General features: G+C 67.5%; 21 protein-coding genes and 1 other RNA gene. 15 read left to right on the top strand and 7 right to left on the bottom strand.

Going from position 1 to position 21688, the window contains the following annotated elements; translation table 11 throughout:
• Positions 1-37 precede the first annotated feature (37 nt).
• On the top strand, positions 38-1393 hold the full coding sequence (locus ACFRJ8_RS04765) for an MFS transporter (RefSeq protein ID WP_377985018.1): 1356 nt from the start codon (positions 38-40) through the stop codon (positions 1391-1393).
• Between the two features lie 476 nt (positions 1394-1869).
• Here ACFRJ8_RS04765 and ACFRJ8_RS04760 read toward each other — a convergent pair whose 3' ends face one another.
• The gene (locus tag ACFRJ8_RS04760) at positions 1870-2934 is read right to left on the bottom strand and encodes a D-2-hydroxyacid dehydrogenase (RefSeq protein ID WP_377985017.1); all 1065 of its coding nucleotides are present in this window, start codon (positions 2932-2934) and stop codon (positions 1870-1872) included.
• 83 nt (positions 2935-3017) lie between these two features.
• Here ACFRJ8_RS04760 and ACFRJ8_RS04755 point away from each other — a divergent pair, with 83 nt between their 5' ends.
• Genes ACFRJ8_RS04755 through ACFRJ8_RS04745 form a run of 3 tightly spaced genes read left to right on the top strand, consistent with a single transcriptional unit; the run spans position 3018 to position 5789 of the window.
• A complete protein-coding gene (locus ACFRJ8_RS04755; protein WP_377985016.1) occupies positions 3018-3941 on the top strand; it encodes an NAD(P)-dependent oxidoreductase in 924 nt (307 codons plus the stop codon).
• Positions 3942-3954: 13 nt separating this feature from the next.
• Complete coding sequence (locus ACFRJ8_RS04750) at positions 3955-4725, top strand: SDR family oxidoreductase (protein WP_377985015.1); 771 nt, start codon at positions 3955-3957, stop codon at positions 4723-4725.
• The gene (locus ACFRJ8_RS04745; RefSeq protein ID WP_377985014.1) at positions 4725-5789 is read left to right on the top strand and encodes an L-idonate 5-dehydrogenase; all 1065 of its coding nucleotides are present in this window, start codon (positions 4725-4727) and stop codon (positions 5787-5789) included. Before ACFRJ8_RS04750 ends, ACFRJ8_RS04745 begins: the two co-directional genes overlap by 1 nt.
• Positions 5790-5870: 81 nt before the next feature.
• Here ACFRJ8_RS04745 and ACFRJ8_RS04740 read toward each other — a convergent pair whose 3' ends face one another.
• Positions 5871-6599: a FadR/GntR family transcriptional regulator gene (locus ACFRJ8_RS04740; RefSeq protein WP_377985013.1), complete on the bottom strand. Its 729-nt coding sequence runs from the start codon at positions 6597-6599 to the stop codon at positions 5871-5873.
• A 278-nt stretch (positions 6600-6877) separates the two neighbouring features.
• Here ACFRJ8_RS04740 and gndA point away from each other — a divergent pair, with 278 nt between their 5' ends.
• Together gndA and ACFRJ8_RS04730 are read left to right on the top strand one after the other, a co-directional pair.
• The gene (gene gndA / locus ACFRJ8_RS04735) at positions 6878-8314 is read left to right on the top strand and encodes an NADP-dependent phosphogluconate dehydrogenase (protein WP_377985012.1); all 1437 of its coding nucleotides are present in this window, start codon (positions 6878-6880) and stop codon (positions 8312-8314) included.
• A 106-nt stretch (positions 8315-8420) separates the two neighbouring features.
• A complete protein-coding gene (locus tag ACFRJ8_RS04730; protein WP_377985011.1) occupies positions 8421-9254 on the top strand; it encodes an oxidoreductase in 834 nt (277 codons plus the stop codon).
• Between the two features lie 61 nt (positions 9255-9315).
• Here ACFRJ8_RS04730 and epsC read toward each other — a convergent pair whose 3' ends face one another.
• The 3 genes from epsC to msrA all read right to left on the bottom strand — a co-directional run bounded on the left by epsC (position 9316) and on the right by msrA (position 11465).
• Entirely contained in the window at positions 9316-9900 is a 585-nt protein-coding gene (gene epsC / locus ACFRJ8_RS04725) for a serine O-acetyltransferase EpsC (protein ID WP_229994476.1), read from the bottom strand.
• A 39-nt stretch (positions 9901-9939) separates the two neighbouring features.
• Positions 9940-10875 (bottom strand): cysteine synthase A, encoded by a 936-nt coding sequence (gene cysK, locus ACFRJ8_RS04720; RefSeq protein ID WP_377985010.1) that lies wholly within the window; start codon positions 10873-10875, stop codon positions 9940-9942.
• Positions 10876-10940: 65 nt separating this feature from the next.
• Complete coding sequence (msrA, locus tag ACFRJ8_RS04715) at positions 10941-11465, bottom strand: peptide-methionine (S)-S-oxide reductase MsrA (RefSeq protein WP_377985009.1); 525 nt, start codon at positions 11463-11465, stop codon at positions 10941-10943.
• 99 nt (positions 11466-11564) lie between these two features.
• Between msrA and ACFRJ8_RS04710 the strand changes: the two genes are divergently transcribed.
• Positions 11565-12488, top strand: coding sequence for a Nif3-like dinuclear metal center hexameric protein (locus ACFRJ8_RS04710; protein WP_377985008.1), 924 nt, complete (start codon positions 11565-11567; stop codon positions 12486-12488).
• A 123-nt stretch (positions 12489-12611) separates the two neighbouring features.
• Entirely contained in the window at positions 12612-13349 is a 738-nt protein-coding gene (locus ACFRJ8_RS04705) for a zinc ribbon domain-containing protein (RefSeq protein ID WP_377985007.1), read from the top strand.
• Positions 13350-13356: 7 nt separating this feature from the next.
• Here ACFRJ8_RS04705 and ACFRJ8_RS04700 read toward each other — a convergent pair whose 3' ends face one another.
• Together ACFRJ8_RS04700 and ACFRJ8_RS04695 are read right to left on the bottom strand one after the other, a co-directional pair.
• Entirely contained in the window at positions 13357-14121 is a 765-nt protein-coding gene (locus ACFRJ8_RS04700) for a YaaA family protein (RefSeq protein WP_377985006.1), read from the bottom strand.
• Positions 14122-14176: 55 nt separating this feature from the next.
• Positions 14177-15070, bottom strand: coding sequence for an alpha/beta hydrolase (locus ACFRJ8_RS04695; RefSeq protein ID WP_377985005.1), 894 nt, complete (start codon positions 15068-15070; stop codon positions 14177-14179).
• A 78-nt stretch (positions 15071-15148) separates the two neighbouring features.
• On the opposite strand from ACFRJ8_RS04695, the gene rnpB reads away from it, so the two are divergent.
• From rnpB to ACFRJ8_RS04660, 7 genes are all read left to right on the top strand, one after another.
• Positions 15149-15542, top strand: an RNA gene (gene rnpB, locus ACFRJ8_RS04690) — RNase P RNA component class A.
• A gap of 152 nt (positions 15543-15694) precedes the next feature.
• Complete coding sequence (locus ACFRJ8_RS04685; RefSeq protein ID WP_377985004.1) at positions 15695-17305, top strand: GMC family oxidoreductase; 1611 nt, start codon at positions 15695-15697, stop codon at positions 17303-17305.
• Positions 17306-17603: 298 nt separating this feature from the next.
• Complete coding sequence (locus ACFRJ8_RS04680) at positions 17604-19094, top strand: glyceraldehyde-3-phosphate dehydrogenase (protein ID WP_377985003.1); 1491 nt, start codon at positions 17604-17606, stop codon at positions 19092-19094.
• A 102-nt stretch (positions 19095-19196) separates the two neighbouring features.
• Positions 19197-19406: a hypothetical protein gene (locus ACFRJ8_RS04675; protein ID WP_377985002.1), complete on the top strand. Its 210-nt coding sequence runs from the start codon at positions 19197-19199 to the stop codon at positions 19404-19406.
• 109 nt (positions 19407-19515) lie between these two features.
• A complete protein-coding gene (locus ACFRJ8_RS04670) occupies positions 19516-20322 on the top strand; it encodes an HNH endonuclease family protein (RefSeq protein ID WP_377985001.1) in 807 nt (268 codons plus the stop codon).
• 85 nt (positions 20323-20407) lie between these two features.
• Positions 20408-20866 (top strand): DUF1579 family protein, encoded by a 459-nt coding sequence (locus ACFRJ8_RS04665; protein WP_377985000.1) that lies wholly within the window; start codon positions 20408-20410, stop codon positions 20864-20866.
• Positions 20867-20875: 9 nt separating this feature from the next.
• The gene (locus tag ACFRJ8_RS04660) at positions 20876-21577 is read left to right on the top strand and encodes an alpha/beta fold hydrolase (protein WP_377984999.1); all 702 of its coding nucleotides are present in this window, start codon (positions 20876-20878) and stop codon (positions 21575-21577) included.
• Positions 21578-21688 lie beyond the last annotated feature (111 nt).

Here is a 21688-nt window from a genome sequence, read left to right as displayed (position 1 = left end):
CACCAGGCCAACGGGGTTCTGGAGTGTTCTTGAGGGAGTGCTTGTGACTACTCGTACTAATACACCGCTCGCTGAAGCGGACGGCGCCGTCGTCGATCCGGAACAGCTGCGACGGGCAACGCTTGCCAGCTCTGTAGGCTCCGCTCTGGAGTACTACGACTTCTACATCTATGGCCTGGCTTCGGCCCTGATCTTCGGCCCGCTGTTCTTCGCGCCGCTCGGCGAGGACGGAGCCCTGATCGCTTCCTTCGCCACGTACGGCGTAGGTTTCGCGGCCCGGCCCTTTGGCGGAATGGTCTTCGGCTACATCGGCGACCGGTTCGGCCGCAAAATGGTCCTCATCCTCACCATCGGTCTGATGGGGACCGCCAGCTTTGCCATCGGCCTGCTGCCGACCTACGAACAGGCAGGCATGGTGGGAGCCGTGCTCCTGGTGTTCCTGCGCATTTGCCAGGGGCTGGGTGCCGGTGCGGAACAGGCGGGCGCCACCACGTTGATCTCAGAAGTCGCGCCGCGTCGCCGTCGTGGTTTCTTCGCCTCTCTCCCGTTCGTTGGCATCCAGCTGGGTACCCTGCTCGGCGCCGGCACGTTTGCCCTCATTGCCATGGCTGACAAGGCCACCCTGCAAGGCTGGCTGTGGCGGGTGCCCTTCCTGGCCAGTGTGCTCCTGATTGTTGTGGCCCTGTTCATTCGGCTCCGGCTGAAGGAAACGCCGGTGTTCCAGGAGCTGGAGAAGCACAAGAATGTGGTGAAGAACCCCATCGGCCAGCTGTGGAAGCACTCCAAGAAGAACGTGCTGATCGGCATCGGACTTCGGATGGGTGAGAACGGAAATTCCTCGATCTACTCCGCCCTGCTGATCGCGTTCCTGGCCTCCAAGGACGGCGTTTTTCCCGGCGACAAGTTCATCGGTCCGGTTGGCCTGCTCATTGCAGCAGGGTTCGCCGCCGTCATGGTGATCACGTTCGGCGCCCTCTCGGACAGGTTCGGCCGCGTGCCGGTCTACCGCTACGGTGCCCTCTTCCAGGCGCTCATCGCGTTGCCGGCGTTCTACCTGGTCACCTTGGGCAACGTCACGCTCGTCTGGGTTGTCATGGTGGTGGGCATCGCCCTCGGCGTTCAGTCCATGCTCGGCCCCCAGTGCCCGCTGCTGCCTGAACTCTTCGGATCGCAGTACCGCTTCACCGGTGTGGCCATGAGCCGCGAGTTCTCGGCCGTCCTGGCCGGAGGGCTGGTCCCGCTGGTGGGCGCCGCGCTGCTGGCCGCCACAGACCATTCCTGGCTGGTGCTCGCCGTCTACTCGCTGGTGCTCGCACTGATCTCGTTCGTCACCACCTTCTTCACTCCCGAGACGGTGGGACGCGACCTCCTCCTCATTGAGGACGCCAGCTAGGCGCACCCGCCCTTCTCAGCCCGCCCCTGCGGGACACTTCAGGCCGTGGCCCCTTCCGCTCAGGAAGGGGCCACGGCCTTTTTCGCTGCGGGTATAGTCCGGAGACGCGCACAATACCGGGCGCTACCGGAATACCCGCCTCGACAGGCAATATGCGCGCCGCCGAGCTGGGTGCGCGTCGCTGGGCGGAGCCCGTGTCGCTCAGGGGGATGCGCGTCGCCTTCCACTTAGGAAGGGGCCACGGCCTTTTCTGCGACACGGGAAGCTCTTGGCGACGCGCACAGTGCCGGGCGCGACCGGAATACCCGCCTCGACAGGCAATATGCGCGTCGCCGAGCGGGGCAGGCGTCGTCAGGTTGGATGCGCGTCGCCAGCCGGATACGCGGCCCAGTGCGCCCAGCGCGGCGCCGGACAGCAAAGGGCGGCCCGACCGTTTCCGGTGGGGCCGCCCTGGATGCTTGGTGCGGAAGCGGGGCTTAGTAGAAGTGGACGGTGTCCACGAGGTGGGGGAGTTCGCCGCCGTCGAGGTAGGTCCGCAGGTTGCTGCAGAAGCGCTCGGCGATCAGCCGGTTTTCGGCTGCGCTGAGGGCCGAGGTGTGCGGGGACACCATCACCCTGGGGTGGGTCCACAGCGGGCTGTCCTGCGGGAGCGGCTCCACGGCAAAGACGTCCAGGCAGGCGTAGGAGACCTGGCCGTTGTCGAGCGCCTCCAGGAGCGCCTCCTCATCCACAACCGTGCCGCGGCCCACGTTCACGAAGACGGTTCCGGGCTTCATGGCAGCGAAGACCTCGCGGCCGAAAAGCTTCTCGGTGTACGGCGTGCCGGGAAGGGTGTTGACGACGGCGTCTGCGGTGCCGAGCAGGCCGGCGAGGCCGTCGTTGTCCGTCACCTCGTCGATCCCGTCGATGGGCTCCACGGTCCGCTTGGTGCCGCTGACGATCATGCCCAGGGCGCGGGCGATCCGTGCGGTCTCGAGCCCGATCTCGCCCAGCCCGGTGACCACCAGGCGGGAGCCGTTGACCAGGCGTGTGGGGGTGCGGAGCTCGGGCCAGACCTTGGCGGCCTGGTCCTGTGCCAGTTCCGCGCTGCGCTTGAAGCCGTTGAGGATGCCGAGGGCGGCGAACTCGGCCAGCGGCAGGGCGTGCACCCCGGCGGAGGTGGTGACCTTGAACTTCTGCAGCGTCGCGGCGTCGAGCCCCGAGGCCTTCACGGCACCGCCGGCACCTGCCGCCATGGCGTGGATCCATTCAAGGCGCGGGTTGCTGCCGGCGATCCTGGCGAGACCCGCCGGGCTCTCGTTGGGGAGCCCGTATAGGACCTGGGCCTTGTTGAGCATGTCCCAGTAGCGCGCTTCCTGCTCCGGCGTCCGGCGGAAGTCCGGATCGCCCGCATGGTCGGCGGGAAAGCGTTCCGGCGGCAGGAGCTCGGGCTCGTAGAGGACGGTCACGGACGGATCTACGGCGCGGATGCGGTCCACCAGCTCTGCTTCGAGCGGGACGGCGATCGCGACGGTGGTTTGGGTCGTCATAGTGTTCATCATACTGAATGGAGGCTAGAATGCTGAACAGTTTCAATTATTAACCACTGTAAAGATTAGCCACGACGATGTGAGGCAGCATGGAGATGGACCGCAAGGAGGCCGGCTTCGTCGGCCTCGGACTGATGGGTGCGCCGATGGCCGCCAACCTCCTCGCGGCGGGGTGGGCTGTCAGCGCCTGGAACCGGTCGCCGTCGGCCCTGGATGCCTTCGTCGCCCGCGGCGGATCAAGCGTGGCCGCGGTCGAGGCGCTGCGCGACCTGCCCGTCATTGTCTTCATGCTCCCGGATCTGTCCGACATTGAGGATGCCAGCGCCGCCCTCCTTGCCGGCTGGGCGGCCAGGCCGCCCGCCCCCGGAACCGCCGTGGTGGTCATGAGCAGCGTCTCGCCCTCTGCGGTGCAGGCATTCGGGGCGCGCGTCGCGGAGGCGAGCGGAGGCAACGCCGTCGTGGTCGATGCGCCCGTCAGCGGCGGCACGAAAGGTGCGGTGGACGGAACCCTTGCCATCATGGCCGGCGCCAGCGAAGAAGACTTCCGCCGCCTCCTGCCGCTCTTCCGCGTGATGGGCAGCGCCGTGCGGCGGCTCGGACCGCTGGGTGCGGGGTCGCTCGCCAAGGCGTGCAACCAGCTGATCGTGGGAACCACGACGGCGGCGCTCGCCGAGGCCGCGGAGCTCGCCGAACGCTCCGGCATGGACGTGGCCGCCCTCTACGAGGTGCTCGCCGGCGGGCTGGCCGGCAGCCGGGTCCTGGACATCGTGGGCCCGCGGCTCGCCGCCAAAAACTACGAGCCCACCGGACCTGCCAAGTTTATGCACAAGGACCTGTCCTTCGTGCTCGAAAGCGCCGCGGCGGCCGGTGCCGCGGTGCCGATGGCGGCCGCCGGCGTCGAGCTCTACGCGGAACTCAAGCGCCAAGGGCTGGGGGACCGGGACCTCGCCGTCGTGCGGCAAACCATCTCGAATCTCAGCGACAACACAACAGTTAACACACCAGTCAAGACCAAATGAGGATCAGCGAACCATGAATGGACTTTTTGACCTGACGGGGCGCGTGGCCCTGGTGACCGGTTCCAGCCGGGGGATCGGCAACGCCCTGGCCCGGGCCCTGGCCGACGCCGGCGCCACCGTGGTGCTCAACGGCATCAACCCGGAGCGGCTCAAGGCCGCCGAGGCCGCGATGGCCGCGGACTACCCGCCGGGCCGGGTCCACGGCTGCGCCTTCGACGTCACCAGCGACGCCGAGGCCGCCCGCGGCGTGGCCTGGGTGGAGGAAAACGTGGGGCAGCTGGAGATCCTGGTGAACAACGCCGGCATCCAGCACCGGGTCCCCATGCTGGAGCTCGACGTCGCGGACTGGGACCGGGTGATTGCCACCGATTTGACCAGCGCCTTCCTGGTGGGGCGGGCGGCGGCCCGGCACATGATCCCCCGGGGCCGGGGCAAGATCATCAACATCTGCTCGGTCCAGACCGACCTCGCCCGGCCCACCATCGCCCCGTATGTGGCGGCCAAGGGCGGCCTGCGGAACCTGACCCGGGCCATGACCGCGGAATGGGCCGGGTCCGGGCTGCAGATCAACGGCATCGCGCCCGGCTACATCCACACCGAGATGACCCAGAACCTCGTGGACGATGAGCAGTTCAATTCCTGGATCCTGGGCCGGACCCCGGCGCACCGGTGGGGGACCGTGCAGGATTTGGCCGGACCCGCGGTGTGGCTGGCCTCTGCCGGCTCGGACTTCGTCAACGGCCAGACCATCTTCATCGACGGCGGAATGACGGTGGTGGTCTGATGGGCGCCGTGGCAGAACTCCCGGCGACGGCGCCCGCGGTGGTGGCCCACGCGGCGGGAGACCTGCGGATCGAGGACATTCCCGTGCCCGCACCGGCGCCCGATGAAGCCGTCGTCGACGTGGCCTACGGCGGCATCTGCGGCTCCGACCTGCACTACTGGCTGCACGGCGCCGCAGGCGAGTCCGTCCTGAAAGCTCCCCTGGTCCTGGGCCACGAGATCGTGGGAACCGTGGTCCGGGCCGCCGCTGACGGATCGGGGCCCGGGGCCGGCACGCCCGTCGCCGTGCATCCCGCCACGCCCGGTCCGGGCAGCGCCCGGTACCCCGAAGACCGGCCCAACTTGTCCCCGGGGTGCACGTATCTGGGCAGCGCCGCACGCTTTCCGCACACGGACGGGGCTTTCAGCCGCTACGCCACGCTGCCTGCCAGGATGCTCCGGCCGCTGCCGGTGGGACTGGAACTGCGGACCGCGGCCCTGACGGAACCGGCCAGCGTCGCCTGGCACGCCGTGTCGCGCGCCGGGGACGTGGCGGGAAAGACGGTGCTGGTGATCGGCAGCGGCCCCATCGGCGCCTTGGCAGTGGCGGTCCTCAAGCGCGCCGGCGCAGGCCGGATCGTGGCTGTGGACATGCACGACAAGCCGCTGGAAATCGCCCGTGCCGTGGGCGCCGACGCCGTCCTCAACGGGGACAATGCCGAGGCGATCGCGGCAGTGGAGGCGGACGTCGTCATCGAGTCCTCGGGCAGCCACCAGGGCCTGGCCTCGGCGATCAAGGGCGCGGTCCGCGGCGGCAGGGTGGTGATGGTGGGACTCCTGCCGTCGGGCCCGCAGCCCGTGCTGATCTCCCTGGCCATCACGCGCGAGCTGGAGCTGGTGGGCTCGTTCCGGTTCAACGACGAAATCGACGAGGTTCTAGGTGCACTGGCCGACGGATCGCTGCTGGTGGATCCCGTGGTCACCCACACCTTTTCGCTGGACCGCGGGCTCGAAGCGTTCGACGTCGCCAGGAACGCCGCTGTTTCCGGGAAGGTCCTGCTGGACTTCCGCCCGGCCCCGGCGTGAGGCGCACGGCCGGCGTGAGGCGCGCCGCGCTGCGGTCCGCCGTCGTCGGGATCCGGTCCGCCCAGTGGGGCGACCAGCGGGCTAGTGCCGCTCGACCGGGACGAACACCCGCGGCTGGTTCTTCCAGTTCGGCTCCATCTCCGAGATGGTCTCCCGCATGATCCGGTTGGAGGCCTCGCGCGCGGCGGCGGCATCCCCGGCGGCGATGGCTTCGGCCACCTCCACGTGCCACTGCAGCGCCGTCTCCCGCGGGTGGTCCGGCATCAGGCCGTGGAGGGTGCGGCCGGTCAGGGTCTCGGTCACCTGGCCCACCATGTTGGCGAACATCTCGTTGCCGGAGCCGGTCAACAACAGGGAATGGAACAGGATGTCCAGCTCCAGGAACCGGGGCACGTCCCCGGCCTGGCCGGCGTCGCGCATGGCGTGCGAGATCTCCACGAGCTCCCGGCGGAGAGACTCGGGGGCGTTGGCCGCTGCCAGTTCGGCGGCCACCGGCTCGACGGCGGTGCGGAGTTCGGCCAGGGAGCGCAGCTGGGCGCCGCGGCCCTCGCCGGCCAGGCGCCAGCGGATCACGAGCGGATCGAACGGGTTCCACCGGTTCGAGGGCAGCACCCGGATGCCCACCCGCTTGATGGTCTCCACCAGGCCCAGGGACTGGAGGACCCGGACGGCCTCCCGGACCACCGAGCGGGAGACCTTGAGTTCGTCCTCAAGGTGCTCGGCAAGCATGACGTGCCCGGGCGGCAGGTCGCCTGCCACGATCCGGGTTCCGAGGTGCTCAATGGCACGATGATGGAGGCTGGTTGACATAGTCGTAAGCATAATGCTGCGGGCCTGCTCCGGGCCGACCGGCGTGGCGGGCGCCTGGGATCATAGACTGTTTATGACGCGCAGTATTCCGCTACGTGGGCGCTGCTTTCCCGCAGCCCGCGGAAATACATATGGTTTATGGACAGCCACAAATCCTCAAGAGCGGGTTCTGCCCTTTGCGGCGCAACCTGCCGAGTCCTAGATGAACGTCTTAGATGAACCGCCGTGCATCCATGGTCTACAAAGATCATGGTGTACAGAAATGAATTGGAGTTTTGATGTCAGCACACATCGGTGTTACCGGCCTCGCCGTGATGGGGGCCAACCTCGCACGCAACCTGGCCCGGAACGGCTTCACCGTTGCCCTGCACAACCGGTCGGTGGAAAAGACAGACACCCTGCTCGCCAAGTACGGCGATGAGGGCGACTTCGTCCGCACGGAGACCCTCCAGGAACTCGTTGATTCGCTGGAGAAGCCGCGCCGCGTCCTGATCATGGTGAAGGCCGGCAAGCCGGTCGATTCCGTGATCGAGCAGCTCGAGCCGCTCCTGGAGGCGGGCGACATCATCATCGACGCCGGCAACTCGCACTACGAGGACACCCGCCGCCGCGAGGCCGCGCTCGCCAAGAAGGACTTGCACTTCGTCGGCATCGGCGTCTCCGGTGGCGAGGAAGGCGCCCTCAACGGCCCCTCGATCATGCCGGGCGGTTCCAAGGAGTCCTACGACGCCCTCGGCCCGCTGCTGGAAAAGATCGCCGCCCACGTTGACGGCCAGCCCTGCTGCGCCTGGATCGGCACCGACGGCGCCGGCCACTTCGTCAAGATGGTACACAACGGCATCGAATACGCCGACATGCAGGTCATCGGCGAAGCCTTCGACCTCCTGCGCTCGGGCGCCGGGATTGAACCGGCAGACCAGGCCAAGATCTTTGAAGAGTGGAACAAGGGCGACCTCGCCTCCTTCCTGATCGAAATCTCCGCCGAGGTCCTCGGCCACGTCGATGCGAAGACCGGCAAGCCGTTCGTCGACGTCGTGGTGGACGCTGCCGGCCAGAAGGGCACCGGCCGCTGGACGGTCATCTCCGCGCTCGAGCTCGGCTCCCCGACGTCGGGCATCGCAGAGTCCGTCTTCGCCCGCGCCCTGTCCTCGCAGGCGGAGCAGCGTGTGCTGGCCCAGGAACTGCTGGCCGGCGGCGAGGCCGCCGTCGAGGTCCCCGAGAGCTTCGTCGAAGACGTCCGCCAGGCGCTCTACGCCTCCAAGCTGGTCTCCTACGCCCAGGGACTGGACATGCTCACCTCCGCGGCCAAGGAATACGGCTGGGACCTGAAGCTGGATGAGATCGCCTCGCTGTGGCGCGGCGGCTGCATCATCCGTGCCGAACTGCTCAAGGAGATCACCAAGGCCTACGCCGCGGCGGAGAAACCGGCCAACCTGCTCTTCGCGCCGGCGTTCACCAAGGCGATCGCCGAGGTCCTCCCGGCCTGGCGCCGGGTAGTGTCCACCGCGGTTCAGCTCGGCATCCCGGTGCCGGTGTTCTCCTCCTCGCTGGCCTACTACGACGGCCTGCGCCGCAAGCGCCTGCCGGCCGCCGTCATCCAGGGCCAGCGCGACCTCTTCGGTGCGCACACCTACGGCCGCGTCGACGCCGAGGGCACGTTCCACACCCTCTGGGGCGAGGACAAGTCCGAGATCGAGGCAGTCGACACCCACTAGCAGCACCCCAGACGGCCGGCCCTTTCCAGATACTCTGGGAGGCGCCGGCCGTCCGTGTCTCCGGCCGCTCCTGCCCCAGGAGTTCAGCGCCCAAGGAGTTTTCCTCATGCCCCAGCCCGTAGCGTTCGTCACCGGTGCGTCCACCGGGATCGGCTTTGAAACCGCGAAAACGCTTGCCTCGGCCGGCTTCACCGTCTATGCCGGGGCCCGGCGGGTGGAGAAAATGGAGCCGTTGAAGGCCTCCGGGGTCAAGGTCGTGGCCCTGGACGTGACGGATGAGGCCTCGATGAGCGCCGCCGTCGGGGATGTGCTGGCCGCGCACGGCCGGATCGACGTCCTGGTCAACAACGCCGGCTATGGGACCTACGGTTCGCTCGAGGAGGTGGAGCTGGCCGAGGGGCGGCGGCAGTTCGACGTGAACGTCTTCGGCCTGGCGCGGATGACGCAGCTCGTGATCCCCGCCATGCGGGCCGCGCGGGCGGGCAGGATCATCAACATCTCATCGATCGGCGGCAAGATGTACGAGCCGCTGGGCGCCTGGTACCACGCGACGAAGTTTGCAGTGGAGGGCCTGAGCGATTCGCTGCGGCTCGAGCTCAAGCCGCACGGCGTTCACGTGGCCATCATCGAGCCCGCCGGGACGCTGTCGGAGTGGGGCGACATTGCGGCGCAGGGGCTGCTGGCCAGCTCCGGGCACGGCCCCTACGCAGCCCAGGCCAAGGTGGTCGCGGCCGCGCTGGCCACGACCGGCAACGCCGCGACCTCGACGCGGCCCGAGCTCGCGGCCGAGGCGATCCTGCACGCGGCGACCGCGCGGCGGCCCAAGACGCGGTACCCAGTGGGTGCCAGCGCCCGGGGGATCCTCTTGCTGCGCCACCTGCTGCCGGACCGGGCGTTCGACGCCGTCCTCTGGAACATCTACAAGCGCTTCCCGGGGTAAGCCGACGCCGCCCCGGGAGCGGGCCGCCGGACTGCTGCCGGGTAGCAGGCAGCAGGGGGTCCTAGATGTGGTAGTCGATCAGGTATTCGGCCGGGTCGACGGCGGGCTTGGTCTCGCGCTGCGCGTCGCGGTGCCGCCAAGTGGCCGGCACGCCGGTGACGATTGATTCGGCCGGGGCATCCTTGACCACCACGGCGTTGGCGCCGACAGCGCTGTCCCGGCCGATGGTGATGGGGCCCAGGATCTTGGCCCCAGCGCCGATCACCACACGGTCCTCGATGGTGGGGTGGCGTTTGATCTTGGCGAGCGAGCGGCCGCCGAGGGTCACGCCGTGGTAGATCATGACGTCCTCGCCGATCTCGGCGGTCTCACCGATGACCACGCCCATGCCGTGGTCGATGAAGAAGCGCCGGCCGATGGTCGCGCCGGGGTGGATCTCGATGCCGGTGAGGAACCGGGCGAGCTGGGAGATGAGCCGCGCCGGGAACCGCAGGGCAGGGTTTTGCCACAGCCGGTGCGTCAGGCGGTGGAACCAGATCGCGTGCAGGCCGGAATAGGCGAAGAAGTTCTCAAAAGAACCTCGAGCCGCCGGGTCGTGGGACCGGGCGGCGTCGAGGTCTTCCTTCAGTCTTGCGAAGAAGCTCACAAAGACCTTTCTGGGGAATTGTGGGACAGCGGCAGGGACTTAGCCGCGGATGTCGTCGTACAGCACGGTGGAGATGTAGCGCTCACCAAAGTCGCAAACCACAGCAACAATGAGTTTACCGGCGTTCTCCGGGCGCTTGGCGAGTTCCAGGGCAGCCCAGACGATCGCGCCGGAGGAGATGCCACCCAGGATGCCTTCCTTGGTGCCGAGATCGCGCGCGACGCGGACGGAATCTTCCAGCGTGGCGTCGATGACCTCGTCGTAGACGTTGGTGTCCAGGATTTCGGGGACGAAGTTCGCGCCGAGGCCCTGGATCTTGTGCGGGCCCGGGGCGCCGCCGTTGAGGATGGCGGAGTCCTTCGGCTCGACGGCGACAATCTGCACGTCCGGCCGGCGTTCCTTCAGGACCTGGCCGACGCCGGTGACGGTGCCGCCGGTGCCGACGCCGGAGACGAAGATGTCCACCTTGCCGTCGGTGTCGGCCCAGATTTCCTCGGCCGTGGTGCGCCGGTGGACCTCCGGGTTGGCCTCGTTGGCGAACTGCTGCGCCCAGATGGAGTTCTCTGTGTTGGCCACGATTTCCTGGGCCTTCTCCACGGCACCGCGCATGCCCTCGGAGCCTGGGGTCAGGACAATTTCGGCGCCGTACGCGCGCAGCATGACCCGGCGTTCCGTGGACATGGTTTCCGGCATGGTCAGGATGACCCGGTAGCCCCGGGCCGCGCCCACCATGGCCAGGGCGATTCCGGTGTTGCCGGACGTGCCTTCGACAATGGTGCCGCCGGGCTTGAGGGCACCGGACTTCTCGGCGGCATCGATGATGGCGACGCCGATCCGGTCCTTGACGCTGTTTGCCGGGTTGTAGAACTCCAGCTTGACCGCCACGGTGGCGTCCAGGCCTTCGGTCAGCCGGTTCAGCCGGACCAGCGGAGTTCCGCCTACCAGCTGGGTTACATCGTCATAGATCGGTGCCATGTATGTATGCCTGTCTTTGAGGAGGGTTGACTGAGGTCAGCCTAACGAGCGGTCACAGGCCCTAGCTAAGCATTAAGCCATGCAGAGTAATATTTCCTCGCCTTGGCCAGCTTCGGGTTGATGATGACGTTGCAGTAGCCCTCCTCGGGGTACTTGGCGTAGAAGTTCTGGTGGATTTCCTCGGCCACATGGAACTTCGGCAGCCGGCTGACCTCGGTGACGATCGGGTGCCTCCATAGGGCCTGGTTCCGTTCGATCGCCTCCTCGAACAGGATCTTTTCCTCGGTGGTCTCGTAGAACATCGAGGACCGGTACTGGGTCCCGACGTCGTAGCCCTGCCGGTTCAGCGTGGTGGGATCGTGCAGGGCGAAGAACATGTCCAGGATGACCTCGGCGGGAATGATGTCCTCGTCGAACGTCACCGCCACCGCCTCGGCGTGCCCTGTGGTTCCGGAGCACACTGAGTAGTAGTCGGGGTTGTGGTCATGGCCGCCGGTGTAGCCCGAGACGACCGAGCTGACGCCCTTGGTTTTCTGGTAGACGGCGTCGAGGCACCAAAAGCAGCCTCCGCCGAGCACAAAAGTTCTCATGCACTGTTCAATGGTTCGAGGGCCCCGATGATTCCCCAGCCACCTTACGAGAGTGTTACGAGTGACCGGCGTGCGCGCGGATAGGGTAAAAATGGGGGTATGGAACCTGTGAACACCGATGTTTCAGCGGAATCCGACGGCCCTGCTGCCGCCGTCGACGGCGATACCGGCACCGGTGAGGCCTCCGGCGCCGCGACGCTGGGCATGATCCAGCTGGCCGTGGAGGAGCTCTGGCCCGAGTCGCTGGCCGAGGACTGGGACGAGGTGGGCCTCGTGGCGGGCCACCCGGGCGCGGAGGTGCACCGGGTCATGTTCGCAGTCGATCCGACCATCGATGTGATCGAGGAAGCCATCGACTTCGGTGCCGAACTGCTCATCACGCACCATCCGCTGCTGCTCAAGGGCGTGACGTCCGTGGCTGCGAACACGGCCAAGGGCAAGGCCGTGCACCGGCTCATCGAGTCCGGGACCGCGTTGATGACCGTTCACACCAACGGTGACTCCGCCGTCGGGGGCGTCTCCGACGTCCTGGCTGACGCGCTGGGCCTGCAGAACGTGGCCCCGCTGACCCCCGCGGCGAACGGGCTCCCGGAGGAAGGCATCGGCCGCGTCGGCGACCTTGAAGAGGTCCTGACACTGGGTGATTTCGCTGCCCGCGTGTTCGGCATCCTGCCCTCGGTGGCCGGCGGCGTCCGGGTGTCGGGTGACCGGGACGGGCTGATCCGGCGGGTGGCTGTCTGCGGCGGCGCCGGCGATTCCCTCTTCGGCGAGGTGCGGGCAAGCAACGCGGACGTCTACGTGACGGCGGACCTGCGGCACCACCCGGCATCGGAAGTCCGGGAGGCGGCGGTCAACGACCGGCCCTACCTCATCGACGTGTCCCACTTCGCCAGCGAATGGCTGTGGCTGCCTGCGGCCGCCGAAGCGCTGGGCAATGTGCTCACCGACCAGGGCCACGACGTCGAGATCCGGGTCAGTACCACCAACAGCGACCCGTGGGACTTCATTCTGACTCCGGGCTAAGCCTGGCGTGCGAGGGGCCCCGGGTGAGCGTAGCGAGGCCGAGGAGCACGCTAGGCGCTAGAGTCTTAGGAGCGCCGATACGGTGCCCGGCTTCGGCCGGATTGGATTTAGCGGAGGTAAATAGTGGCCAAGGCAGCACCGGCGGAACAGTTGAAGTTGCTCGAATTGCAGGGACTGGATGCCAAGCTCAAGTCCTTGTCCAACCGCCGACGAAGCCTTGAAAGCGACTCCCGGATCACCGACCTGGAAGCCGCCCTCAGCGTGGCCAACGGTGAACTTGGCGCCGCGAAGGTGGCCGTCCACGACGCCGAGCTCGAGCTCAAGCGCTCAGAGGCCGACGTCGAGCAGGTTGCGTCCCGGATCGACCGCGACGAGGCGCGGCTCAACAGCGGCACCGGCCTGTCCAAGGACCTGGTGGCCCTGCAGCGCGACCTCGTCTCGCTGAACAAGCGCCGCTCGGACCTCGAGGACGTCGAGCTCGAAGTCCTCGAACGGCTCGACTCGCTCCGCGCCCGCCAAGCCGCGCAGCAGCAGATCGTGGACGACATCCAGGGCTCCTTCGGCTCCATCCGTGCCGAACTGGACGAGCAGCTGGCCGAGATCGCCGCCGAAGCCACCGTGGTGCGCGGGCAGCGTGCCGAGTTCGCCGCCGGACTCGACGCCGGGATGCTCGCCGTCTACGAGAAGACCCTGGCCAAGCGCGGCGTCGGCGCTGCCCGGCTGTTCCACGGCACCTCGGAAGGCTCCGGCATGCACCTCAGCCCCGGCGACCTGGCCGAGATCAAAGCCGCGGCCGAGGACGACATCGTGTTCTGCCCGGACTCCGGCTGTATCCTGGTCCGCTCGGCCGAGTGGGCCTAAGCGGCTCCTAGCCCGGCAGGATGATGTTCAGGGTGTGCGGCTTCCGGGCCGTGCCCTCAACGAGTTCGGCAGCCCATTTCTCCGCCGCGGCCTTCCGTAGCTGCGCCGGGGTTTGGGGCGCCTTGCCCCTGCGGCTGAGCAAATGCCGGGCCAGCTCGCCGCGGGTGTGCTTGGCAAAGTGGCTGACCACCTTGCGCACGCCGGCGGTCTCGGTGAAGACGTTCACGGCCACTGTCTGTTCCGGCGGGGGAGTCCAGGCCGCGGCGTAGGTGCTGGACCGGCAGTCCACTAACAGCTCACCCGCGGTGGCTGCCGCCAGGGCCTCACCCAGTTGCGGCTTCCAGAACGAGGCGAGCCGTCCGACGTCGGGCAGCGCGATCCCCATCGACAGCCGGTAGGCGGGCACGCGGTCAGCGAAGCGGATGGCGCCCCATAGGGCGGAGACCACCAGCACCGACGCATCGGCCTTCTTCCGCTGAGCCGGGGTCAGGGAGTCGTAGCCGAGGGCGTCGAAGAGCACCCCGGAATAGACCTGGTGGGCCGGGGCGGCAGGTTCCGCGTGCAGGCGGGTGTTGCGTTCGACGTCGGCACTCAGCGAGGCGCCGACGCCCAGCAGTGCCAGGGCGTCCTCGTGGGCGCTGACGGAGCCGAGCGCCTCCAGAACCTTGGCCCGGGAGCTGTTGAGGGCGGGAAAGCTTAAAGCGCTCCAGTCGGCGGCGTCCGCACCGACAGCGGGAGTCTTGCCCTCGGAGGGCGGCAACAGAATTAGCACCGTACGATCTTACCGGCGGCGGGTGCCGCAGTCCGGCGGGCCGGCGGCGGCGGGTTCAGGCGAGGTTGTAGCCCAAGAAGGACAACACCTCGGGCAAGACGGAGCGCCAGTAGCCGTAGTCGTGGCCGCCGGGCCGGAACCCACCCTCGACCTCGCCCGGCAGCCCTGCGCGGTAGGCACGGACCGTGGCGGCAAGGTCGTCCCCGGTGCCGCAGTCGATCCGCTTGGGCACCGCCGCGAGCCGGGGCCGGAGCGCGAACACGTCATGGGCCGCGAAGTCGGCCGGGCCGTCGAAGGCCGATTCCTGGCGTGGGTCATAGTGGTCCCAGACCGCCGGACTCATGGCCGAGACGGCGCGGACCCCGGGCAGTCGGCCCTGCGAGGCGAGCAGGAGAGAACCGAAGCCGCCCATGGAGATGCCGAACAGGCCGATCCTGCCAAGGTCGTAGCCCTGGCTGCCCAGGAACGGAACAAACTCCTTCACCAGCATCGATTGGGTGTCGCTGCCGTCGGCACGGGGGTGCCACCAGGTGTTTCCGCCGTCCACTGCCGCGATCGCGAAGGGCGTGCCGCCGGCGTCGAGGTGCCGTTGGAGAGGCTCATGGGCCGCCAGGTCCTCGAGCAGGACGGCGTGGCTGCCGCCCAGTCCGTGGAGGAAGACAGCCACGGGCAATTCGGGCTGCGCGCCGCCGGGCGGCAACTCGGGGGCGGCCAGCGACCAGTGGCTGGCGATGCCGGGGCGGAAAGCCGAGACGAATGATCCTGAGCTGGTCCGGACCGTCAAGGGGGCGGCGGGAGCCGGCAGTGCTGTCGCGGTCGGGCCGGTTGGTACGGGCGCAGGCGCCTCGGGAGGCTCTAGGCCGTCAGTGCAGGCGGTGAGGGCGGACGCGCCAAGGCCGATTCCTGCCAGCTCGAGCAGCCGGCGCCGGGTCAGGGCAGACGGGTCCATTCCTCGATAATAGGTCCGGCGGGGGCGTGTCACCGGATGCATCTCCGCCATCTGGGAGGCCGTAGACTGGACAGCGGATGGGTTGACCAGGCGGCCGCGCGTCACGCAAGTGGCTCGAGGAACGTCCGGGCTCCGCAGAGCAGGGTGGTGGGTAACGCCCACTCGGGGTAACCCGCAGGCCAGTGCCACAGAGAACAGACCGCCTGCGTGCGGCATGTGCTTGCACAGGCCGCACGGCAGGTAAGGGTGAAACGGTGGTGTAAGAGACCACCAGCTTCCCGGGTGACCGGGAAGGCTAGGTAAACCCCACCCGGAGCAAGGCCAGACAGGACACGTTTGAGGGCTGCTCGCCCGAGTGTTCGGGTAGGCCGCTGGAGGGCGTCGGCAACGGCGTCCGTAGATGGATGGCCGCTACTCCCGTGCCGGTAACAGCGCGGGAACACAGAACCCGGCGTATCGGTCAACCCATCCACACACACTTCCAAGTAGTCCTGTCCTGCCGACCGCGTGCCCCCTACCTGCGCCGTTGCAGGTAAATCCAGATGCTTGACATCACCCCCGCGAAACTAGAGACTTCACTCAACGCTTTGGGGCAGCGGTTTCGGCGATGGTTGAGGAGTCATAGTGCCGGACGATGCAGAGTACGACTATGTGATCGCCGGGGGCGGCACGGGCGGCAGCGTCCTGGCCGGGAGATTAAGTGAAGACCCAGCAGTCCGAGTGCTGCTCCTCGAGGCGGGCCGATCCGACCGCCATCCGTTCATCCATGTGCCCGCGGGCTTCCCCAGACTAAAGGGAGGCCCGTACCAATGGCAGTACCGGAGCGTCCCGCAGGAGCACAGTAAAGGCCGTCGCATCCCGCTCGCCCAAGGCCGCGGGCTCGGTGGCGGGGGTTCCATCAACTCCCAGGTCTTCACCCGCGGCGTGGCCCAGGACTACGACAGTTGGGCCAAGGAGTGCGGATGCGACGGCTGGTCCGCCGACGAGGTGCTCGAGTATTTCGTGCGCTCGGAGTCCAACTGCAGACTCTCGGGACCGCTACATGGAACCCAGGGGCCGCTCGGAGTCTCAGACCCCAAGCGTCCGCACAAACTCTCGGCGGCCTTCGTGCGGGCGGGGCAGGAGTTCGGGCTGCCCTACAACAGTGACTTCAATGGCGCCGAACAGCACGGTGTCGGCTTCTACCAGACCACCACGAAGAACGGCCGCCGGTGCAGCGCGGCCGTGGCCTACCTGAAACCCGCGCGCAAGCGCCGCAATCTCACGGTCCGGGTCAACGTGACGGTTTCCAAGGTGATCATCAAGAATGGCCGGGCCGTCGGCATCCAGACGATTGAACGCGGAGTCGCGCGAACCTACACAGCCAGGCGTGAAGTGCTCATCGCCAGCGGCGCGTTTGGGTCGCCGAAATTGCTGCAGCTTTCGGGCATCGGCGACCCCGCGGATCTCGCCGCCGCCGGCATCGACACCGTCCACGCCCTGCCCGGCGTCGGTAAGAACCTGCAGGACCACTGTGATCTGGACATCATCTACGAACTTACGTATGGCCACAGCCTGGACCGCTTTAACCGCATCCGCCCGGCAACGGCCCTTGCCGGGCTCCAGTACCTCGCTTTCCGCACGGGACCGTTCGCTTCGAACCTGGTCGAGGCCGGTGGTTTCAGCTACGCAAACACGGACGATGCGACCCCGGACCTGCAGTTCCACTTCCTGCCCGCGGCCCGGGCAGAGGCGACGGTGACGTCCCTGCGGCCGGGATTCGGGGCGACGTTGAACTCGTACTTCCTGCGGCCCCGCAGCCGGGGAACCGTTCGTATGGCGTCCTCGGACCCGACCAAGCCGCCGCTCATCGATCCGAACTACCTCGCCGACGAGTACGACCTTGAGATGACCATCGTCGGCGTACAGCAGAGCCGACAGATCATGGAGCAGTCCTCGATGGCACCGTTTATCAAGGCGGAGCACATCGGCGACGGCTCACGGGTGAAAACCCGTGACGAGTACGTGAATTTCGTGCGCGCCTTCGGACGGACCTCCTATCATCCGGTCGGCACCTGTGCCATGGGAATCTCCGATGATTCCGTCGTCTCGCCGCGGCTGAAGGTCTATGGGCTTGAGGGATTGCGCGTGGTGGACTCCTCGATCATGCCCCGCCTGATCAGTGCCAACACCCAGGCGCCCACCATCATGATCGCGGAAAAAGCCGTTGACATGATTCTCGACGACGCCCGGTAGGCGGCGTCCCGGCCTCATTTGCTTCCCCGCTTTCCGTGGCTGGACGGGGGCGCACGTGGGTGTGTGAGTCATTTCACGCGCAGCAGGGCACCTGACCCTGCCGGGTCGCCCGTAGAATTGATGGTGAACGTAGAAGTTCTGCCGCCGGGTCTGCGTTCGCAGCCGGCGGTTTTTTCTTTGCGCTCGATGAGGCGCCCGGGGTGGACCGAATCCCTGCCGGTGCCCGGTACCGGACACCCTCCGGCGGCCGACTTCCCCCTACGAGGACGTAGGGGGTGGATTCTAGGAAGGTAGTTCTGTGAGCCAGACGTCAGATTCTTGTCTTGATACGTGGATGGGCCGTGAGGCGCTCGCCGAGGCCATGATCCCGGTGATCGGCCGGCTGTACCGCGAGAACAACGTGGTGACCTCCATCCACGGACGCAGCCTGATCAACAAGTCCACCATGAATATCCTCAAGGCCCACCGCTTCGCCCGCCGGATGAGCAAGGAAGAACTGCGCCTCGAGGAGACGGCCCCGCTGCTGGAGGCCCTGACCAAGCTGGAGCTCGGCGCAGCGGCGATCGATATTGCCCGCCTCACCGAGAAGTACCGCGCCGAGGGCGACGGCGCCAGCCTCGATGCCTTCCTCCGCGAGGAACTCGCCGAGGTTGTGGGCAAGCGCGGCGGCGACGACCGCACCAGCACCGACGTCGTCCTCTACGGCTTCGGCCGCATTGGCCGGCTCCTGGCCCGGCTCCTGATCGAAAAGGCAGGCGGCGGCCACGGCCTGCGCCTGCGCGCCATCGTGGTCCGCCGCGGGTCCGACAACGACCTCGCCAAGCGCGCGAGCCTGCTGCGCCGCGACTCCGTCCATGGCTCCTTCGAAGGCACCATCAAGGTGGACCTCGAAAACGACACCATCACAGCCAACGGCGTCCAGATCCAGGTCATCTACTCGGACAACCCTTCCACGGTGGACTACACCGCCTACGGCATCCACGACGCCCTCGTCGTGGACAACACGGGCCGCTGGCGCGACGCCGAGGGCCTGTCCCAGCACTTGAAGAGCAAGGGTGTTGCCCGCGTTCTCCTCACCGCCCCGGGCAAGGGTGAGCTGAAGAACATCGTGCACGGCATCAACCACGGCACCATCGCCGACTCGGACACGATCGTCTCGGCGGCCTCCTGCACCACCAACGCCATCACCCCCGTGCTCAAGGCGATCAACGACCGCTATGGCGTGGTGCACGGGCACGTGGAGACAGTCCACTCCTTCACCAATGACCAGAACCTGATCGACAACTTCCACAAGGGCGACCGCCGTGGACGCTCTGCCGCGCTGAACATGGTGATCACCGAGACCGGCGCCGCCAAGGCCGTCGCCAAGGCATTGCCGGAACTGCTCGGCAAGCTCACGGGCAGCTCCATCCGCGTCCCCACCCCGGACGTGTCGCTGGCCATCCTGAACCTGAACCTGGAAAACGGCACCACCAAGGAGGAGGTCAACGACTACCTGCGGGAAATGTCGCTGCACTCGGAGCTGCGCAAGCAGATCGACTACATCGATTCGCCCGAGGTTGTCTCCACGGACTTCGTCGGCTCGCGCCGGGCAGGGATCGTCGACGGCCTGGCCACGATCTCTAACGACAAGAACCTCGTGCTGTACGTCTGGTACGACAACGAGTTCGGCTACAGCTGCCAGGTGGTCCGCGTCATGGAGGAAATGGCCGGGGTCAACCCGCCGTCCTTCCCCGCCAAGGACGCCGCCTCCATCCTCGAGGCCGCCGGGCTGCCCGTAGAGGTCTAGTCCGCGGGCGCAATGTCCCTTTCCGGGACATGTTTCTCTTTTCCCGGCTGATTCCCGGCTGATGCACTGGAATCGGCCGGGAATGGGAACCACAATGTAGCCATGGAACAGAACCCGGCAGTTGAACACGAGACAACCCTGGAACACGCGCTGGACGTCGCACGCAGCAACGCGAAGGAAGCGAAGCGGCTGCTGGACGACGCGATCCTCAAACGCGACGCCGGCGAAGTCAACGATGACCGGGTGACCCAGCTCCAGAACCTGCTGGAACTGGCCAACGATGACCTGAAACGGGTAACGCGGGAACAGTAGCGCCCGGCCTTCCGCCACCGGTCCCCAACACTGTGGACAATCTCCACGGTCTCGGTGCGCCCGCGTAGGCTCAGGGCGTGCAGCCAGAACGCCGTCACCGGCCGCCCTCATGACCGTCACCTGGACGGAATTCCGCCGCGCCCGGCGCCGTTCTCGCCAGGCGTGGATTCTGCTGGCAGCGGCCGGCCTGGCCGTCCTCAGCGGCCTGGTCTGGTTCTTCACGGCCGGTCAGTTTGCCGCCGCGGAGCCGCAGACCACGGGCCCCCGCGAGGCCCCCGTGCTTGCCGGCAGATGGATGAACGCGGTGGACCCCGTCCGGGCCGTGCCGGAGGGAAGTGCCGCCGGCGTGCTCGACACCCTCGCGGTCAAGGGACGGTCGGCCAAGGACAACTATGACCGGGGCGCCTTCGGCCAGGCCTGGCTCGACGTCGACCGCAACGGCTGCGACACGCGCAACGACATCCTCCGCCGCGACCTGGCCGCCGCCGAATTTGTCCGCGGTTCCCGGTGCCAGGTGGCTGGCGGCACGTTCCAGGAACCCTACACGGGGCGGACGATCGCGTTCCGGCGCGGCGCCGAGACCAGCGCAGCGGTGCAGATCGACCACGTCGTGGCGCTGGGCGACGCGTGGCAAAAAGGCGCCCAGCAGCTCACCGCGCAACAGCGCGAACACTTGGCCAACGATCCCCTCAACCTGATCGCCGTCGACGGTCCCGCTAACCAGGACAAGAGTGCGTCCGACGCCGCCACCTGGCTGCCGCCCAACAAGGCGTTCCGCTGCCACTACGTGGCCCGGCAGATTTCCGTCAAGGCCGCCTACCGGCTGTGGGTCACGCCCGCGGAGAAGGAGGCGATGAAGCGGATTCTCACGGCGTGCCCCGGGCAAGGGACGATCGTGCCGCGCCGGGTCCGCTGAGGGACAATTCCGCTGAGGGACTCGGAAGCGGGGTTGACGGTACCCAATTGACGAGACTCCATTGACTTGCTCAGTAGACTGCAGCATGGACATTGTGCGATACATGACGCCGTTGCTTGGCACCTGGCAGGGACAGAACCGCTCCCGGATCATGCCCACGGACGACTACAACAACTCGGCGGCCACCGCCACAGTGCAGGTGACCGCGGCGTATTTCGCGAGCCTCGCCTACACCTGGTCGGACGGCGAGAGCCCGCAGGAGGGCCTGTTGCTTGTGGCCGGCGGAGCGTCCGATGAGGAACCCGCCACTGCGGTGTGGGTGGACTCCTGGCACACCGGCAAGGCACTGATGGAGTTCTCCGGGACCGTGGACGGGGACGGTGTCCTCCGGCTCAACGGCTCCTACGCGGCGCCGACCGGCCCGGACTGGGGCTGGCAGATCCACATCCACCCGGGGGAGGGCCAGGGCGGACGCATCACCATGCATAACGTCGTCCCAGCTGAGGACCCCTATCAGGTGGTGGAGCTGGTCCTCGGACGGTAGGGTACCGGCATGGACATCATCCTCGTACCCGGATTCTGGTTGGACGCCTCCTCGTGGGAGGACGTATCCCCGCCGCTCGCCGCGGCCGGGCATAAGGTCTACCCGCTGACGCTGCCGGGCCTGGAGTCGGCCGACGCGCCGCGCGCCGGCATCGGCCTGCGCACCCATATCGACGCCGTCGTGGCGAAGATCGATTCCTTCGATGCGCCCGTGGTCCTTGTGGGCCACTCCGGCGGCGGAGCCATCATCCATGGCGCCGTCGATGCCCGCCCGGACCGGGTGGCCCGGGCAATCTACGTGGACAGCGGTCCGCTCGCCGACGGTGGCGTCATCAACGACGAACTCCCGGCCGACGGCGACGACGTGCCGCTGCCGCCCTGGGAGCTCTTCGAGGACGCGGACCTCACCGACTTGACCGACAGCCTGCGTGCCATGTTCCGCGCCCGCGCCATCCCGCAGCCCCGCGGCGTGGCCCAGGACCGGCAGCAGCTCAAGGATGAACGCCGTCTCGAGGTTCCGGCCACCGTCATCGCCTGCGAATTCCCGTCCTCGATGCTCAAGGAAATGATTGCCGGGGGCCACCCCTACGTGGCGGAACTCGCACGGATCCGCGACGTCGACTACGTGGACCTGCCCACTGGTCACTGGCCGCAGTTCACCAAGCCGGCAGAGCTCGGTGCAGCCATCCTGGCCGCCGTCGACCGCACTTAGGCAAGCCAGCCCGCCGGGTCACTGCGGAACTGGGGAAATTCCGCTGAAATTCCCCACCTTTGAGACGCGCCGCCGGCGCGTTCCGCCAAACCGCCGGCGATTTCCTGCGCA

It is taken from the genome of Arthrobacter sp. NPDC056886, from assembly GCF_042788715.1.
GTDB lineage: Bacteria > Actinomycetota > Actinomycetes > Actinomycetales > Micrococcaceae > Arthrobacter.
This window is presented reverse-complemented; position numbering and strand designations above follow the sequence as displayed.

What these genes read in the sequence shown, in the direction of transcription:
- ACFRJ8_RS04760 (WP_377985017.1), bottom strand. Translation starts at nt 2,934, where the DNA reads ATGATGAACACTATGACGACCCAAACCACCGTCGCGATCGCCGTCCCG.
- ACFRJ8_RS04755 (WP_377985016.1), top strand. Translation starts at nt 3,018, where the DNA reads ATGGACCGCAAGGAGGCCGGCTTCGTCGGCCTCGGACTGATGGGTGCG.
- ACFRJ8_RS04750 (WP_377985015.1), top strand. Translation starts at nt 3,955, where the DNA reads ATGAATGGACTTTTTGACCTGACGGGGCGCGTGGCCCTGGTGACCGGT.
- ACFRJ8_RS04745 (WP_377985014.1), top strand. Translation starts at nt 4,725, where the DNA reads ATGGGCGCCGTGGCAGAACTCCCGGCGACGGCGCCCGCGGTGGTGGCC.
- ACFRJ8_RS04740 (WP_377985013.1), bottom strand. Translation starts at nt 6,599, where the DNA reads ATGTCAACCAGCCTCCATCATCGTGCCATTGAGCACCTCGGAACCCGG.
- gndA (WP_377985012.1), top strand. Translation starts at nt 6,878, where the DNA reads ATGTCAGCACACATCGGTGTTACCGGCCTCGCCGTGATGGGGGCCAAC.
- ACFRJ8_RS04730 (WP_377985011.1), top strand. Translation starts at nt 8,421, where the DNA reads ATGCCCCAGCCCGTAGCGTTCGTCACCGGTGCGTCCACCGGGATCGGC.
- cysK (WP_377985010.1), bottom strand. Translation starts at nt 10,875, where the DNA reads ATGGCACCGATCTATGACGATGTAACCCAGCTGGTAGGCGGAACTCCG.
- msrA (WP_377985009.1), bottom strand. Translation starts at nt 11,465, where the DNA reads ATGAGAACTTTTGTGCTCGGCGGAGGCTGCTTTTGGTGCCTCGACGCC.
- ACFRJ8_RS04710 (WP_377985008.1), top strand. Translation starts at nt 11,565, where the DNA reads ATGGAACCTGTGAACACCGATGTTTCAGCGGAATCCGACGGCCCTGCT.
- ACFRJ8_RS04695 (WP_377985005.1), bottom strand. Translation starts at nt 15,070, where the DNA reads ATGGACCCGTCTGCCCTGACCCGGCGCCGGCTGCTCGAGCTGGCAGGA.
- ACFRJ8_RS04675 (WP_377985002.1), top strand. Translation starts at nt 19,197, where the DNA reads ATGGAACAGAACCCGGCAGTTGAACACGAGACAACCCTGGAACACGCG.
- ACFRJ8_RS04670 (WP_377985001.1), top strand. Translation starts at nt 19,516, where the DNA reads ATGACCGTCACCTGGACGGAATTCCGCCGCGCCCGGCGCCGTTCTCGC.
- ACFRJ8_RS04665 (WP_377985000.1), top strand. Translation starts at nt 20,408, where the DNA reads ATGGACATTGTGCGATACATGACGCCGTTGCTTGGCACCTGGCAGGGA.
- ACFRJ8_RS04660 (WP_377984999.1), top strand. Translation starts at nt 20,876, where the DNA reads ATGGACATCATCCTCGTACCCGGATTCTGGTTGGACGCCTCCTCGTGG.